At 74.1% G+C, this 16539-nt stretch carries 8 protein-coding genes and 1 pseudogene; 3 read left to right on the top strand and 6 right to left on the bottom strand.

Going from position 1 to position 16539, the window contains the following annotated elements; all coding sequences use genetic code 11:
* Positions 1-151 precede the first annotated feature (151 nt).
* The 3 genes from ACH4J0_RS34040 to ACH4J0_RS34050 form a co-directional block, all read right to left on the bottom strand.
* A complete protein-coding gene (locus ACH4J0_RS34040) occupies positions 152-289 on the bottom strand; it encodes a SapB/AmfS family lanthipeptide (RefSeq protein WP_396244895.1) in 138 nt (45 codons plus the stop codon).
* Positions 290-407: 118 nt separating this feature from the next.
* A complete protein-coding gene (lanKC, locus tag ACH4J0_RS34045) occupies positions 408-3026 on the bottom strand; it encodes a class III lanthionine synthetase LanKC (RefSeq protein WP_396244897.1) in 2619 nt (872 codons plus the stop codon).
* Between the two features lie 1023 nt (positions 3027-4049).
* Positions 4050-4943, bottom strand: coding sequence for a methyltransferase domain-containing protein (locus tag ACH4J0_RS34050; protein ID WP_396244898.1), 894 nt, complete (start codon positions 4941-4943; stop codon positions 4050-4052).
* A gap of 696 nt (positions 4944-5639) precedes the next feature.
* Here ACH4J0_RS34050 and ACH4J0_RS34055 point away from each other — a divergent pair.
* On the top strand, positions 5640-7730 hold the full coding sequence (locus ACH4J0_RS34055; RefSeq protein WP_396244899.1) for a HelD family protein: 2091 nt from the start codon (positions 5640-5642) through the stop codon (positions 7728-7730).
* A gap of 1117 nt (positions 7731-8847) precedes the next feature.
* Positions 8848-11232 (top strand): Orn/Lys/Arg decarboxylase N-terminal domain-containing protein, encoded by a 2385-nt coding sequence (locus ACH4J0_RS34060; RefSeq protein WP_396244900.1) that lies wholly within the window; start codon positions 8848-8850, stop codon positions 11230-11232.
* 505 nt (positions 11233-11737) lie between these two features.
* On the opposite strand, the gene ACH4J0_RS34065 is transcribed toward ACH4J0_RS34060, so the two are convergent.
* Positions 11738-12670, bottom strand: coding sequence for an alpha/beta fold hydrolase (locus ACH4J0_RS34065; protein WP_396244901.1), 933 nt, complete (start codon positions 12668-12670; stop codon positions 11738-11740).
* A 243-nt stretch (positions 12671-12913) separates the two neighbouring features.
* Between ACH4J0_RS34065 and ACH4J0_RS34070 the strand changes: the two genes are divergently transcribed.
* Positions 12914-13504, top strand: a complete 591-nt coding sequence (locus tag ACH4J0_RS34070; RefSeq protein WP_396244903.1) for a TetR/AcrR family transcriptional regulator — start codon at positions 12914-12916, stop codon at positions 13502-13504.
* A 115-nt stretch (positions 13505-13619) separates the two neighbouring features.
* Here the strand turns inward: ACH4J0_RS34070 and ACH4J0_RS34075 are convergent, their stop codons facing one another.
* Both ACH4J0_RS34075 and ACH4J0_RS34080 read right to left on the bottom strand, forming a co-directional pair.
* A complete protein-coding gene (locus ACH4J0_RS34075) occupies positions 13620-15797 on the bottom strand; it encodes a HEAT repeat domain-containing protein (protein ID WP_396244904.1) in 2178 nt (725 codons plus the stop codon).
* Between the two features lie 67 nt (positions 15798-15864).
* Positions 15865-16133: pseudogene (locus ACH4J0_RS34080) on the bottom strand (hypothetical protein); the annotation flags it as partial.
* Positions 16134-16539: the final 406 nt, after the last annotated feature.

Below are 16539 nucleotides of genomic sequence, written 5' to 3' on the forward strand. Positions count from 1 at the left end.
GGGCCCCGGGGGGGGGGGGGCGGGGGGGGGGCGGTGTGCGGGGGCCGGGGGGGGGGTCCACCCCGGGGCCCCCGGGCGGGGGCGGGCGGGGGGGCCCGCCCCGCCCGGCGCTGTGGTGGTGCCCGCCCTGCCTACCGGACGGAGCCGTGGATCAGAGGCAGAGCAGGGTGCTCACCGTGCTGGTGGTGCAGTTGAGGGCGCTCAGGGAGCTGACGTTCGCCAGGGCCTCGTCCATCGGGGCCGCCTCGGTCTCGGCCAGCTCCAGGGTCTGCAGGTCGAGGATCGCCATTGCCGTTCTCCTTCACTGAGGGGGTGCATCCCCCGGCCGTCGGCCGGGAGGTCGCCCGGCCGACGGCCGGGAGTCTGTGGGGGCGCGGTGCGCCTCGGGGGTGGGCCGGGGTGGTCCGTCAGGCGGGACCGGCGGTGGTGGGCGCCGCCGCAGGGCTGCCGGTCCAGGGGAGGAAGGGGGTGCCGGCCAGCGCCGTGCCCAGTGCCAGCAGTACGCCGGCCGATCCGGTCGCCAGGTCCGCGGAGAGTCGTAGCAACTGGTCCCCGGGGAAGGCCAGGTGGCCCTGGTAGGTGATCTGGTGCAGCCCCAGCAGCGCCCGTTGCCGGTCCAGCTGTGCCGTCCGGGCCGGGTCGGCCGTCCGGTCCAGCCGTGCGGTGCCGGCCGCGCGGTCCTGGCCGAGGGCCAGGTAGCCGATCAGTCCGGCCCGTCCGTTGAACAGGCCCGGCTGGATGATGAACTCCGGCTCCGCGACGCGGCGGATCGCCGCCTGGTGGCGGGCCGCGGGGCTGGCGGGCCGATGGGCCAGCAGTGCTTCCAGCACGAGGCCGATCCCGGCGCTGCCGGTCTCCACGTAGGGCAGGACCCGGCGGCCGTCGACGACCTGGAGGGTGCCGTCGGCGACGCTCGTGCAGCGGTCCAGGTCGAGTTCCAGGAGCGTTTCGGCTTGGTCGAGCAGAGTTTCCTCGCCCGTCCGCTCGTACAGCCTGACCAGGGCGAGCGCTGCGCCGGAGGCGCCGGCCAGTAGCCCTGCGGGGCGCCGGGGGTCGCTGGTGCCGGCTTTCTCCAGCGCGTCGGCGGAGGCGCGGGCGAGCGCGAGCGCATGGTCGAGCAGCCGGGCTTCGCCGCTCCGCGACGCGAAGTGCAGCAGGGTCAGGGCGATGCCGGGCGCGCCGGCGGCCAGACCTGGCTGCGGCTCGTCCTGCGGGGCCCGGGCCAGGCGTCCCAGCAGTGCGTGGGCCGCTTCGTGCTCGCCGAGCAGGTCCAGCACGTAGGCCACGCCGTGTCCGCCGTAGTAGAGGCCCGGTTCGAGGGGACGGCCGTGGGCGGCGTCGGCCAGCCAGCGCACGTGCTCCGGGTCGATCGCGGCGCCGGTGGCGTGCAGGGCGTAGAGGACGCCCGCCGCGCCGTAGGCCAGGCCCAGGCCGTCGTGGGTGAACTGGGCGACGTCACCGGGGAAGAGCCGGTCGGTGCGCTCGGGCGTGGCCATCGCCGCGATTCCGGCCGCCAGCGAGTCCCTGATTCCCGGCCAGTCGGCCTCCGGCGCGGCGAGCAGCGCTCCCGCCTCGTGGCGGCGCAGGCCCAGTTCGGGACGGGCGGTGCGGCCGGCGGCCGGGTCGGGACCGAGCAGGCGGCGGATCTCGTCGGTGTAGCCGGCAGGCACCGGGAAGCGGCGCTCGATCGCGTCCGCGAGTTCCTCGGCCTTGCCCGGGTCGAGGGCGGGCAGCTGGGCCAGCGGCAGGAAGAGCCACAGCCGGATCGCGGCGAGCCCGTAGCGGTCGATCGCCGTCCCGGTGATGCCGCGCGGTGCGGTGAAGCCGGCCGCGCCGAGTGCGGGGCGGACGAACTCCTCCTCGGTGCTGGCGAGTTCGAAGTCGATGAAGCAGACCGTCCGGTCCGGGCGGATGATCACGTTACGCGGATGGAGGTCGCCGAAGACCACTCCGCGCCGGTGGATCGCCGCGAGTACCTCCGCCACCCGGTCGACGATCTCCAGCGCCTCGCGGGTGTAGTCGGCGACGGCCGCCTCGTCGGCGCCCGGGTGGATCAGCGGGTAGTGCGCGGCCAGCCACTCGCTCAGCGACCGGCCCTCGACGAACTCCTGCACCAGGAACTCGTGTTCCCAGGCGGTCAGCAGCCCGTGGTCGACCGGTACCCCCGGCACCCCGGCCAGCCGCAGCAGCGTCGCGTGCTCCCCGTGCAGCCGCGTCACCGCGTCGACCCCACGCTGATCCAGGCCCGCGTACGGTCGTGCCTCCTTCAGCACCAGCCGCGGCCCGTCGGCGCCGTCCCGGGCGAGGTACACGCCGCCCGCGTTGGAGAAGTGCAGGACCCGCTCCACGGTGTACGGCAGCCCGGATTCGCTCTGCGCCGCCCTCTCGGCCACCGCCGGGGCGATCACGGCGGGCACCGGCGCCCAGTCCGGCACGGCGAACCCCGGGCCGCGTACGTCCGGCACCAACCTCCCGTCGGGCCCCTCCAGGGCGAGCACCCGCTCGCCGGCCTCGTTGCGGCAGTGGCGCTCGGCGAACCCCCCGTACCTCAGGTAGAGCGGCCCCTCGCCCCAGCGCAGGTCGCTGAGGATGTACGGACCCCGGCGCCCGGCCAGCGCACGGCCCAGGCCGTCGAGACATCGTTCCAACTGCGCGTCGTCCACCGGGTACAGGGCGCAGAACTTCCCGCTGGCGCCGCGCGGCGCGTACTTGGAGTTCTGCATCCGGAGGATCGGCAGTCCGCGCAGGAACTTGAACGCGACCCGCTCCGAGAGGCAGAACGCGAACACCTCCGCCAGCACGGCCTCGGCGTCTTCGGCGCACGACGAGACGTGGATCTTCCAACCCTGGGAGGGCAGTCGGACGCCCACCGGCCGGACCACCGCCCAGATCTCCTGGTCCGTGCGCTCCCACCCCGCGGGCAGCGGCCGTCCGACGGCCGCGAACTCCTCCTGCGCGCCCCAGTGCCGGGGCGAGTCGTAGAAGAGCGGGTCGGCGAAGGCGTAGGCCTCGTAGCGGTTGTCCAACGGAAACCCTCCTCATGGGCGGGGCGCGGGGCAGGCACCCGGCATGGCACGCAGCCGTGGCCGGGGAAAGTCGGAAGCGGTCGCCACATCAACGACAGGTCGACGGGAAATCCCGGAGTCAGATGTGACTATCCGAATATGCGGGCGGCCGGAGAGAACGCGCAACGGCGCGGACGCGGCCGTTCTCCCGGCCCGTGCACAACGGCGCATCCGCGAACCGGCGCATTGCGCCGAGGCACGAGAACGTGCGCCGGGCCGGCTGTCCGTGCCCTCTTGCGGCAGGGGGCGAGGCCTGACAGTCATCGCGCCGCGGCCCGGTGGGGCCCCGTCGAAATGGCCGCTGACCTGGGGTGACGACGGTGGGGGCCGCACTGGGAAGCGCCGGGCGTCACCGCGGTGTTCGCCGTTCCGCCGGCAACCGTTTGCCGGAGGTCGCCCGGAGTTCGGCCGGGAAATGGCGGATGTTGACCCGCGCCTCGAATACCTGCTCGCATATTCGAGAACATGTCCGAGTCGGCTCGGGGCCGTGTCCATCGGGGAATCGGCTTCGCGACCGGAAACCGGCAATCGGATTGCTGGGTCGCGCACGGCTCCACCACCGAGGCGATGTGCCGCCGCTCTCGGCAGCTCCGGGTGCGCTCGCACGGGTCTCTTCACGCCGGTACCAGGAGACGCGTCGTGGACCCGTACACCGAGCCCTCCACGGACCCGCTCTCCTCGACGCCGACTTCAAGGCTGGTGCCCCGGCCTGCGACGCCCGTCTGCGGAACTCCGCCCGATCCGCCGGGCCGAGTTCCCGGTGCTCCGCCAAGCCGCACCCGGGGTCGACGCGTCCGCCCGGACGGTTCGGAGTGCCCGAACAGGACGTGCCGTGAAGGTCCAGCTCCTCCGGTTCCGATCTGCTGGACGACTGGACGCACACCCGAATCGCCCGAGTGCGTCCAGTACGGGGCCGACTCGGGCGCACGCCCAGCCGGGCGCCCGACGCCGCGGGCTGATCCGACGAGATCCGCCGGACAGGTCCTAACCGCGTGCCGGGGGGTGGTCGACCGGGCGGCGTCCCCAGGCGGAGATCAGGGGCGCGAGTGTGAGGTCGAGTTCGCCCGCCTGGATGGAGGCCAGGTGCGCGTCGATCTCGGCGTCGTCGGACAGGCCGGCCGCGAGCAGTTCACCGCGCACGTGCCGGATGGTCGCGGCCTCCAGCCGGTCGCAGGCCGGGCCGCCGACCGGGAACGTGCCCGCCGCGGCGACGTCCACCAGGCCTGCCTCGCGCAGGGCCCGTGGCAGTGTCCGGCCGTAGCGCAGGTCCGCGCCGCGGCGTGCCAGCAGCTCCCGGACCGCGTCGCGCAGCCGGTTGGCCCGCCGCTGCGCGGGGCCGCTGTCGTCCAGGCAGGCCAGGGGCTGCAGAGCGGTGTCGGCGTCCTCGATCAGCAGCCAGCCGCCGGGCCGTAGCGCTGCCGCCATCGTGGCCAACGCCCGGGCGCGGTCGGGTACGTGGACCAGCACGAGCCGGGCGTGCACCAGGTCGAACGTCCCCGGCTCCGGGGGCGGATCGGCGGCGACGTCGTGCCGGCGCACCTCGTACCCGTCGCCTGCCTCCAGCCACGACGGGTCGATGTCCGTGGCCAGCACGTGCCCGGTGGGACCGACGGCCGCCGCGAGCGCCTCCGGGATGCCGGGACCACCGGCCCCCACCTCCCAGCAGCGCGAGCCGGCCCCGACTCCCAGCCGCTCGAAGTGCCCGCGCGTCACACCGTCGAACAGCTCGGCCAGCCACACGAATCGCTCGCCCGCCTCGGCACGCGCGTTGTCCAGCAGGTACCCGTGGGCGGGAGCGGACTCTCCGCCGGGCGATGCGGTGCCGCCTGTCGGATCCGGTCGGCCACCGACGTGCGGCGGGCGGGGCGAGGAAGTCATGACTCCATGGTCAACCCTCCCGGGCCGCCGGCGCCATGACGACGGGAGGAGGGATGCCTCACACAGCCGGCCGACCCCGCACGCGCCGCGAGCCGAACGCCGCCGCCCGCAGGCCGTCGCCGCCCGCGTCCGTGAGGCCGCCCGCCGGGCGTCCCGTCCGCATGTGTTCTGCCGTGGTGTCCGCGGTTGCGGAACTCCTCCCACGGATGGGGGCGTTCGGATCTTCGCCTTCGGTGGAGAGTCCGGCGCGGGCGCGCAGGGCGGCGCGGCATCCGCTGCGGCGGCGACAGCAGCACCGGAAATCGCGTCACGGTGGAGGGGCGCGCACAGGCCGGTACACACCGCGGTCACGCTCCTGAATACCCGTCGGCCCATGTCCTACCGGGGGCCGGCGACCCCCGGCCCGCCGTTTTCCCTCACCTCCGCCTGGGCCTGTCGGGAGCGGCCGGCGGGGTGGCCGCGAGCCCGGTCGGGCGGGTGGTGGGGGCCCGTCCGGGGCGGGGCGGGAGTCTCCGCGGGGCCCGTCGGAGGTGCCCGGCGGCTCGTACCGGGAATTCCCCGGCCGACCGTTCCGGGAATTCCCCGGAAAACCGCGGCGCCGTTCAAATCGGGGCCACATCCGTGCCGGAAAAGTCAATGTTTACTTTCCCGGAACCGCTCTGCATAGTGGTGGCTCGAATCGAGAGGGGCTCTTTCTTGTCGCAGATCCACGGCAACGCCGCACAGCAGGTGGAGCTGGAGCGGGTGCAGGTGTCCGTCATCGGCGAGCTGTTCGACGAGCGCCTCGCCGGCGTGCGGGCGCAGCTGGGCCGGGTGCTCGCCTCGGTGGCCGGCAGCGCGGGCGAGGTGTACGAGCGGGAGGTGGCGGCCGGGCGGCTGGCGGGCGAGGTGCGCCGACTGGAGGGCGCCGAGGGCGGGCTGGTCTTCGGCCGGATCGACCTGGCGGACGGGACGGCGCTGCGGATCGGGCGGCTGGGCCTGCAACGGGAGGAGGACGAGCTGCCGTTGCTGGTGGACTGGCGGGCGGAGGCGGCACGGGCCTTCTACGAGGCGACGCCGGTGCACCCGCTGGGGCTGCGTCGGCGCCGTCATCTGAGCCTGGTGGGCCGCACCGTGGTCGGGGTGAGCGACGAACTGCTGGACGGCTCGGAGCCGGCCCCCGGGGATGTCGTCGGCGACGGGCCGTTGGCGGCGGCGCTGCAGGAGCGGCGCACGGGCCGGATGGGGACGGCGGTCGCCACGCTCCAGGCGGAGCAGGACGCGATCGTCCGGTCGTCGCACCGCGGGGTGACGGTGGTGCAGGGCGGACCGGGCACCGGGAAGACGGTGGTGGCGCTGCACCGCGCCGCGTACGTGCTGTACGCGTTCCCGAAGGCGGCCGAGCGCGGCGTGCTGGTCCTGGGGCCGAACCCGCGCTTCCTGGACTACGTCTCCCAGGTGCTGCCCTCGCTCGGGGAGAACGACGTCGTCCTGGCGACGTGCGAGGAGCTGGCCGGTGTCCGGCCGGGTGCCGTGGACCGGTTCGCGGTCGCGCGCCTCAAGGGCGCTGCCGAACTGGCCGACGCGCTGGCCGCGTCGGTCCGTGCGCGGCAGGCGCCCGGCGGGGACTTCACCGTCCGGGTCGGGCGGGAGTGGGTCTGCCTGGAGGAGGGGGAGGTCGCCGGGGCGCGCGAGGCGGCGCGGGCCAGCGGCCTCGCCCACAACCGGGCGCGCCGGCTGTTCCTGGAACTGCTGGTGGACGCCCTGACCGGCGCGCTGGCCCGAGGTACGGCCCAGGCGCTGGAGCGCATCGACGCCGAGGTCGCCCAGCTCACCGGCATCGACCTCGATCGGATGGCGGCCCGGGACCTGCGCAAACTCGGTGTCGACGGCGGACCCTCCACCGGGGCCGACGAGTTCGACGCCGACGCCGTCCGGACCGCGCTCCTGGACGACGCGCACCTGGACGGGGCCGTCGAGGAGCTCTGGCCGCGGCTGGTGCCCGGCGGGGTCGTCGATGCCCTGCTGGCCGACGCCGACGCACTGGCCGCGCACCTGCCGCACCTGACCGACGACGAGCGGGCGTCGCTGCTGCGCACCCCCGGCGCGCCGTGGACCGGGGCCGACGTGCCGCTCCTCGACGAGGCGGCGAGCCTGGTCGACGGGCCGCCCGAGCAGGTCTTCGGGCACGTCGTCGTCGACGAGGCGCAGGAGCTGACGGCCATGCAGTGGCGGATGATCGTGCGCCGGTGCCCGGGGCGGTCGATGACGCTGGTCGGTGACTTCGCGCAGGCGGGCCCGGCGGCGACCGCGCGGGACTGGAACGAGGCGCTCGTCCCGCACCTGGGCCGGCGCTTCGACCTGCGGACGCTGACCGTCAGCTACCGGACCACGCAGGAGATCCTCGCCGCCACCGGGGAGTTGCTCGGCCGCATCGCCCCGGGGCAGCCGCCGGTCCGGTCCATCCGTCACGGTGACGAGCCGCGGTCCGTCGCGGTGGCCCCGGAGCGGCTCGTCGGCGAGCTCGTCGGCGAGCTGCGGGCGCAGGCGGCCGCGCATCCGGGCGAGCTGCTCGGCGTGGTCTGCGCGGACGGCCGGGTGGCGGAACTGGCGGCGGCCGGGGTCGAGGGGTACGCCCGGCTGGTCCCGGCCTCGGAGGCGCGCGGCCTGGAGTTCGACGAGGTCGTCGTGGTGGACCCGGAGGGGATGGTCGCGGCCCGGCCCGCGGGCGAACGGGATCTGTACGTCGCCCTGACGCGCGCGACCAAGCGGCTGTGCACGGTCTACGTCCGGGGGCCCGGGGCGTAGCGGGGTGCCCAGCGCCGGGCCCGGACCGGAGGCCGTCGACGTCCTTCCCCGCCGCCGGAAACACCGCCGGCACCCGAACCGACGCTCCCGGCGACGGCCCCGGCGCGCCCCGGCCTGCCGCGGCCCCGGAGCGGCCGGGCCCCGAAAAGGGCACCGTCGGCGAGGAACCGGCTGCCGCCGCCACGGACATGCCTGGCCTCGGCCTCGTTCCCGAGCGCGGGAGCCGGGGCCGGCCGTGACCCGGCCGCGACGAGACGCCCTTCCTGGATGCGGTGACCACGGACGGGCACAGGAGCGCGGCACGCTCGTCATCGGTCAGTCCCGCGGTGATGAACTGCTCCAGGTGATCGCCGGAGGGAGCGAGCACACCGATCGCGCCGTAGCGGGCGTCGGCCAGGTCCATCGCGGTGGTGACGATCCGGTGCAGCACCGTCGGCAGATCGAGGTCGCCGCCGATGGACAGCACCGCCGACAGCAAGCCCTGGAGCTGGTCCTTGGCCCTCGCCAGCGCCCGCCGCTGCTGGGCGATGCCCTCCAACTGCTCGTCCAGGTTCAACCGGAGTCCCGGCCGACCACCCTCATCGGGTGCCCCGGCCGACGCGTCTTCAGTGCTCACAGCGCCGTCCCGTTCATCACCGCCCACGCTAGACGACAACGCCGTGGCCCGGTCCGGAGCACACGTGCCCGGAAGGCACCGGCTCTGCCGCGATCCGGTCCAGCAGCGCACCACCGCCGACCTCCGCGACGCCCTCGAAGCCTCAGGTGCCGCACGGCCGACGGCCGTGCGGCACCTGATGGGGCGGGGCGTGCAGGCCCTCACCCTCCTTGACGCGCTCCAGCGGTACGCCGAGACCGTCGCCGGCTGTCCTGCCCGGCTGTCGTGCCCGGCTGTCCGCACCCGGGCTGTTCTCCCCGGGGCGTTCCACACGCCCGTGCCCCGTTCGGATGAATACCTGGAAGGAGCGTCGTCCGCCCCTCCGGCATCGGACGAAGATGTCACCCGCACCCGCACCCGCACCCGCACCCGCACCCGCACCAAGGCAGCGGGCCCGTGTGCTCCTGCACACCCATCGCTCCGCGCCCGCGCGGGCACGCACCACGAGGCAGAGGGACCACGATGGCGAACGGCACCGTCCTGCTGGCACTGCGCAACGACCCCCTCGCCGGCGGCGTGAGCGCCGAACAGATGCGCCGGATCGGCAAGGAACTGGAAGACCGCGGCCTGGAGTTGCGCTGGGCCGGTGACAGCAGGGACGCCACGGCGACGCTTCAGATCGAGGCCGGCCTGGCCGCCGCGGTCGTGGCGTGGGGCCTGCCGCACCCGCCCGGCGGCAGTGGGGCCACCGGTGTCCCGGCGAGCGGGGTCGAACTGCCCACCGGTGGGGCCGAGGTGCTGGACAGCATCCGGCGCCGTTTCAAGGACCTGCCGGTCTTCCTGCTCATGGCGGACGGCTCCGACCACGACCTGGAGCGCCTTCCGCTGTGGGTGGCCGAGGCCGTCATCGGCTACATCTGGCCGCTGGAGGACACACCCGCGTTCATCGCCGGCCGGGTCGCTGCTGCTGCCGCCGCCTACCAGCGCGATGTCCTGCCGCCGTTCTTCAGTGCACTGCGGCGCTTCGACGACGCCCACGAGTACTCCTGGCACACCCCGGCGCACTCCGGCGGCGTGGCCTTCCTCAAGTCAGCGGCCGGCCGCGCCTTCTTCGACTACTACGGGGAGCGGCTGCTGCGCACGGACCTGTCCATCTCGGTCGGTGAGCTCGGGTCCCTCTACGAGCACTCCGGCCCGATCGGCGAGGCCGAACGCAACGCCGCCCGGGTGTTCGGCGCGGAGCGCACCTACTTCGTCCTGCACGGCGACTCCACGTGCAACCGCATGGTCGGCCACTACAGCGTCACCTCCGACGAGATCGCCCTGGTCGACCGCAACTGTCACAAGTCCGTCCTGCACGGCCTGGTCGTCACCGGCGCCCGGCCGGTCTACCTCGTGCCGACCCGCAACGGCTACGGCCTCGCCGGACCGCTGCCCCCCGCCGCCATCGACGCCGAGGCCGTCGCTGCCCGCATCGCCGCCAATCCGCTGACCGCCGACGCCCTCTCGCCCCAGCCGCAGTACGCCGTCATCACCAACTCCACCTACGACGGTCTGTGCTACGACACCCTCGCCGCGGCCCGGGCACTCGCGCCCAGTACACCGCGCCTGCACTTCGACGAGGCGTGGATCGCCTACGCCCGCTTCCACCCGCTCTACCGGGGCCGGTACGGCATGGCCGTCGGCCCGGACACCTTCCCGGAGCCGCAGCGGCCGACCGTCTTCGCCACCCACTCCACGCACAAGCTGCTCGCCGCCCTCTCGCAGTGCGCCATGGTCCACGTCCGCCCCTCGCCCCGCGCGCCCGTCGAGCACCACCGCTTCAACGAGGCGTTCATGATGCACGGCACCACCTCGGCGTTCTACCCGGCCATCGCCTCCCTCGACGTGGCGACCGCCATGATGGACGGGCCCCAGGGGCACTGGCTCATCGACGAGGTCGTCACCGAGGCCGTCCGCTTCCGCCAGGCCGTCGTGCGCACCGGGCGCCGGATCGCCACCGCCGGCGACCGGCCCAGCTGGTTCTTCGGCATCTGGCAGCCCGAGACGGTCACCGACCCCGGCACCGGGACCACCACGGCGTTCGCCGACGCCCCGCTGTCACTGCTCGTCACCGAGCCCTCCTGCTGGCAGCTCGAACCCGGCGCCGCCTGGCACGGCTTCGACGGGCTGACCGACGGCTACAGTCTCCTCGACCCGATCAAGGTCACCATCACCTGCCCGGGTGTCACCGCCACCGGCCGGACCCAGCCCTGGGGAATCCCGGCGCGCATCCTGACCGAGTACCTGGCCAACCGCGGCATCGTCGTGGAGAAGACGGACAGCTACAGCACCCTCGTCCTCTTCTCCATGGGCATCACCAAGGGCAAGTGGGGCACGCTCATGGACGGCCTGATGGACTTCAAGGCCCTCTACGACGAGGACGCCCCGCTCCGCCAGGTGCTGCCCGCCCTCACCCGGAACCACCCCCGCCACTACCGGGACACCGGCCTGCGCGAGCTGTGCGCACGGATGCACCGCCACCTCACCGACGGCGCGTTCGTCCAGTCCCTCGATGAAGCCTTCCGCCACCTGCCCACCCCGGTCCACCCGCCCCGGTACTGCTACCAGCAACTCGTCCGCGGCGGCACCGAACGCGTCCGCCTCGCCGACGCCGCCGGACGGACCGCCGCCGCGATGGTCACCGTCACCCCGCCCGGCATCCCGGTGCTCATGCCCGGCGAATCGCTCGGCGCCCAGGACGGCCCCCTGCTGCGCTACCTCACCGCCCTGGAAGCCTTCGACCGTGCCTTCCCCGGCTTCGGCAGCGAGGCCCACGGCGTCGTCACCGACCCCGACACCGGCGACTACCTCATCGAATGCCTGGTCCCCGGCGCACGACCGCAGCCTGAAGCGCCCCGGTCATGACGTTCGTGCGAGTGGGCGGCGTCGGTGTCCTGGAACCGGCGCCGTCAGCCCCTTCGTCGCCCCCGGCCCGAGGAGGGGCGTTCGCCAGCGCGCGAGCGGTGGCGAGCCGGACCTGACGCCGTCCTCGCCGGGCCGGGTACCGGAATCGGATCACCGCACACAGGTGTCGGGCGTTATGCGGAGCTCGGTATCCATGGGAGCCATGACACGATCATCAATTCGAGCATGGTTAGAGAAAGGCAAGGGGCGCCGAGTTCCATGCCCGGAATATTCGCATCTGCGGACTTTGCGCATTGCACAAACGGTCACAAACAGCGCACTCTCGCTCCATGCAGACAGTGTTGACGGGTTCTGGGGTGCGGCGCAGCGTCCGATCTCGTGTTCCCGTCTTCGAACGCAGGCAGCCGGATCGGCGAGGGGGCGGCAACGGCGGGATGGCCGGACGAAGTCCGGGAGCAGCTTTCCACCCGCCTTGGCCCGGCCTGACCCGTGCTTGCGCCCGGTCTCAGTCGTCTTCGGTGATGAAGTCGGTCAGTGCGGCAGTGACGGCATCGGGCCGTTCATCGGGGATGAAGTGTCCTGCGTCCGGCACGACGATCCCGGTGGCGTGGTCGGCCCACGGCCTGATGGAGGCTGCCATGTCGGGGATGGAGCCGTGGCTGCTGGAGATCCCGAGGACCGGGACCGTCAGGCGCTGTTGTTCCAGCGCTTGGCGGTTCCTCCGCGCCGACTCGGAGGCGTGCCGGTAGTAGGCCAGGGATGCGCGGAGACCGCCGCCGGCGGCCACGGACGCGGCGTACTGCTCGATTTCGGTGTCGTGGAAGGTGTCGGAGGAGAGGGCCTTGACCCTCAGGAACCAGCCGACGTACTCCCGTTCGCGGCCGGCGAGCAGTGCCTCGGGCAGGTCGGGCACGAGGTGGAAGGCGAAGTGCCAGGTCTTCCAGGCTTGTTCCGGGTCGGTCGGAACGGCGGCAGGGAGTGTGATGCCCGGGATGCCGGCGTCCAGCAGTGCCAGGCCGCGCAACTGGCTCTGGTGGTTCAAGGCGAGGGAGAAGGCGACCCACGCGCCGATGTCGTGGGCGACCAGCCAGTACGTCGAGACTCCGAGCGCCCTGACCGCGGCATGGACGTGCGAAGCGACCGTGTGCGTGTCGTAGCTGATGTCCGGGCGTTCGGAGTGGCCCTGGCCCGGCAGGTCGATCGCGATGACTCGGAATCGGTCGGTCAGGTTCGGCATCACCTTGCGCCATGCCCACCAGGTCTGCGGGAACCCGGCGAGCAGCACGATGGCCGGACCGTCCGGCCGGCCGCCTTCAACGGCGTGGAGCCGGACGCCCCCCGCGTCGACCCACCGGTGGGTGAAACCGGCCAGGTCGGGCAGCGGCAGGTCGCGGACCGGGTTGCCGGAGACGCGGGGGGCGCTTACGGGGTCGTTCATGATTCTCCTCCACTGGTGTGAGGTGAGTTGACGGCTGCCGAAGGTGTCAGGTGCGCAGTTGACCTGATCGGTGGGCCGGGGGCGAGGCCCCACGAGCGCGGTCGACACGACGAGGGCCGCGGCACGGCGCTGGACGCCCGTGCCGGCCGTGATCACGCCGTCACCCTAACCCATCTTGGACTGATTAGTTCAAGATGGGATGATGGCCTCCACCAAGAAGGCGGAGCAGGAGGGAGGTGCGGCATGGCGGGCAGGAAGCAGTTCGACATCGCCACGGCGCTCGATGCCGCGATGATCCAGTTCTGGCGGTCCGGCTACGCGGACACGTCGGTGGACGACCTGTCCCGGGCGACCGGACTCAACCGCAGCTCCATCTACTCCTCCCTCGGCGACAAGGACACGCTCTTCCTGCGCTGCCTGGAGCGCTACACCACGCGTTACGGGGAGAAGTACGATGCCGCGTTGTCCTGCGCCGCCGACCGGCCCCTGGCAGCCGCGCGGGCGTTCTTCGGCGTCACCCTGGAACGCATCGCGGACCCCGGTCTGCCCGACGGATGCCTGGTGGCCCAAACCGTCATGGCGACCCCGGCGCTGAGCGCGAGCGTCGCGGCGCGTGCACGGGAGGCGATCGGCCTCCAGCACACCCGGCTACGCGCCGCGCTGAAGGCCGGCCGACTGCACGACGAGGCGGCCGAGTCCTTCGCGACCCACCTCGCGGCCGTGAACCAGTCCCTCGCCGTCATGAGCAGAGCCGGATCGAGCGCGGAGCAGCTGCGCGCCGTCGTCGACGTGACCCTCGACGCACTTGCGCGGACTCTCGGCGCGAGCGACTGAGTTCGTCCGGCAAGAGCGAGCGAGCCCCGGACCAGCGCTGGTCCGGGGCTGTCGCCGCGCCGGGAGCGTGGCCGTCCCACGGCCCGCTCGTGTCGCCGCCTTGAGGACCTGGGCCTCAGCCGACCCGGTCGAGGAAGGACGCCAACGCGGTGCGCAGCTGTTCGTCCTCGCGGATCATCGCGTGGTCGGAGCCGGAGACGGTCAGGCGGCGGTCCCCGTTGGCGAGCGCGGCCAGCCGGCTGTGCTGCGGCGGCGTCAGGGTGGTGGCGCCGAGTGCCCGCAGGGCGTCGCAGGCGCCCTTGAGGTCGGCTCGGGTCTCGGCCGAGCGCAGCGCCGCCTCGGCGAGCCGCGTGCGGTCGAGGCCGGCCGGATCGGCGACGGCGAGCAGCCCGAGGACGGCCGAGGCTGCCTGGGTCGGGTCGTCGAGGAGAGCCTCGAGTCGAGTGGTCAGCGGGCGCCCGGCCGGGCCGAGCACGGCGATATCGCGGGCGGCGCGGGCGGCCGTCCGCCGGAACCACGGCCGGCCCTCGCTGTTGTCGAAGACCGAGGCCAGCACCGGGACGACCTCGGCCGCCTCCCCGGTGATCCGCCACAAGCCGAGCGCCAGGGCGAGGTCGGTGTCCACCTCCGGCCTGGTGCCGCGGTCGACGGTGCGGCCGAGCGCCGTCCGCAGGGCCGGGGCGAGGCGGGCGGCTGCCGGGCCGAGGTCGGCCGCGGCGCCGGCGCCCTCGGCGGCGCCGCGCACACCGGTGGCGAGCGCCGCCTCGGCGGCGGCGAGCAGCGGCCCGGTCTCGCCGGTCAACTCGTGCAGCGCCCGCGCCACGAACGGCTTCCCGGCCTCGGCCCGCAGGGCGGTGGCGGCCCGCTCCCGCTGCTCCGGCCCGGCGCCCGCGGCCACGGCGGTGATCGCGGTGGCGGCGTACCGGAACCGGGGCAGGACGGCGCACAGTTCGGGAAGCGCCTCGACGGCCTGCGGACCCCACTGCCGCAGCAGGTGGACCAGTCCGGCGGTGTCGTTGTGGTCCTCGGTCGTCGAGCAGCCGCAGTCCTCGCACCCCTTCGGACGCTCCAGCGTCCAGGCGGCCAGACGGGCGCGGACCGCGGCGAACAGCTCCGGGTCGAACGGGAAGGGCGCGTCGGCCGGGGCGTGGGACCCGGCGGCGCACTGCATGGCGCGCGGGCGCCGGCCGAGGGCCCGGGCCAGCAGCGGGGCGGCGGCCTGCGGCGCCACCAGGACGAGCGCGGCGAGGGCCTGGTCGGCCGCCTCGTCGTCCGGCTGCGCGGCGAGTCGGGCGAGGACGGGCGCGGCCTCGGCGGCGGCCGGCCCGAGCTTGCCCAGCAGCTGGGCGGCCGCCCAGTCGGCGGCGAGCGGGGCGATCGCGGGGATCAGCCGCTGCGGTGCGCTGCGGGACAGGGTGCAGGCGCGGTCGGCCGCCCACAGGGCCTCGGCCCGCACCTCCGGGCGCTCGTCGCGCAGGGCGGCGTCGAGCAGGGCGAGGGCACCTTCGCGGTCGGCGTCCGTGTCCCGGCCCAGCAGGATTCCGACGATCGTGCGCAGCGGCTCCCGGTGCTCGTGCCCGTGGCCGGACCTGGCCGTCTCGCGCGCGGGCAACAGACCGAGGACGGCGTCGTGGTGTGCGGCGAGCCACGGCTCCTCGGCGTCCAACGCGGCGAACACGGCGGCCAGGCGCAGCGGCGCGGGCGTGTCCGGGCCGAGCAGGGCGCGGGCCTCGGCGACGGCGCCCGCGCGGTCCAGCCGGCCGTACGCGGTGAGGAGTTCGGCCCGGACGGTGGGCTCCGTCTCGGCGGTCAGGCGGGCTCGGACGGCGGGCAGGGCGGTACCGGTGTCCCGGGTGTGGCCGACCGTCCAGCCGGCCGCCTGCCGGACGGCAGCGTCCTCGTCGGTCAGCAGTGGTATGAGCAGCGGCAGTTGGGCGGTGACGGCGGCCCGGACGGCGCCCGGCTCGACGTCGTACTCGTCCTCGCTCTCGGCGAGGCAGCCGAGCAGCCGCAGGGCGTCGGCGGTCTGCCGGCCGGAGGCGGCGATCCGGGCGAGGTACGGGGCGGCGTCGACGCTGGCCTGGTACACGGTGCCCTGGTGCACGATCGAGCCGTACAGTTCGTCCAGGGCCTCCTCGGCGTCCTCACCGCCCTCGGCGAAGGCGCGCAACAGCTCGGGCAGGTCCTCGGCGGGGCCGTAGGCGTGGTTGACGGTGGCCCAGGGGTGGGCGTCGAGGCCGGCGAGGGCGGCGGAGTGCTCCATGGCCGCGATCTTCGCAAGGGACTCTGACATCCGCCCGGACCAGGTGCCGCAGGCAGGCCTCGGGCGTTCGAGGAAGCGGCGCCCGTCGCCGGGGGCGCCCACCCTGGGTGGCCAGGTCCTGGTAGAGGGCGGAGACCTGGTTGGCGTTGAGCTCGGCGAACTGGGCGCCGTCGGCAGCCGGGACGCCGTTGAAGCCGTCGTGCCAGAGCTCGATGACGTGGTCGGTGGCGGTGGTCAGCCAGCCGGGACGTGGTTCGGGTTCTGGGTCTGGGAGGCGTCGGGGAAGAACCCGACACCGGTGGTGACGGTGGGCTGCTCGAAGCCGCCGTTCACCAGGGCGATGCGGGACGGGACGGGAGTGGTCATGGCTTTCCCCTCGTGTTCGGTGTACCCGCTCGGTAGTTGCCGGACCGGCCGGCATCGCGGGAATCGCGGGAATCGCGGGAACGGTGGCCGGCGCGCGGGAGCGGTGGCCCCGGTCGAGGTGTCCGGGACGGTGCCGTTCCTCGATGCGGTGGTGGGGTGGGGGAGGAGCCCGCCGGTCCACGGCTCGGCCCCGGTGTTACGGAACACGGGAGACGGTGGCCGCAGGAGGAGCAGTCGACCGCAGCGTGCACGGTCGTTCCCATACGCACGAGAGCGCGGAGTGCGGCTCGCGGAGTGCGTCCGGTTGCGACCGGTCCGGCCCCGCGCCTTCTTGCCGCGCCGTCGGCGCGAGGACAGGGGCATAGGACGGCGGCATGCTCCCGCACGCCCGTCCTGCCGCTCCCGG

Origin of the sequence: Kitasatospora sp. NPDC017646, assembly GCF_044329365.1 — a bacterium.
In the GTDB taxonomy this organism is placed as follows: Bacteria; Actinomycetota; Actinomycetes; order Streptomycetales; family Streptomycetaceae; genus Kitasatospora.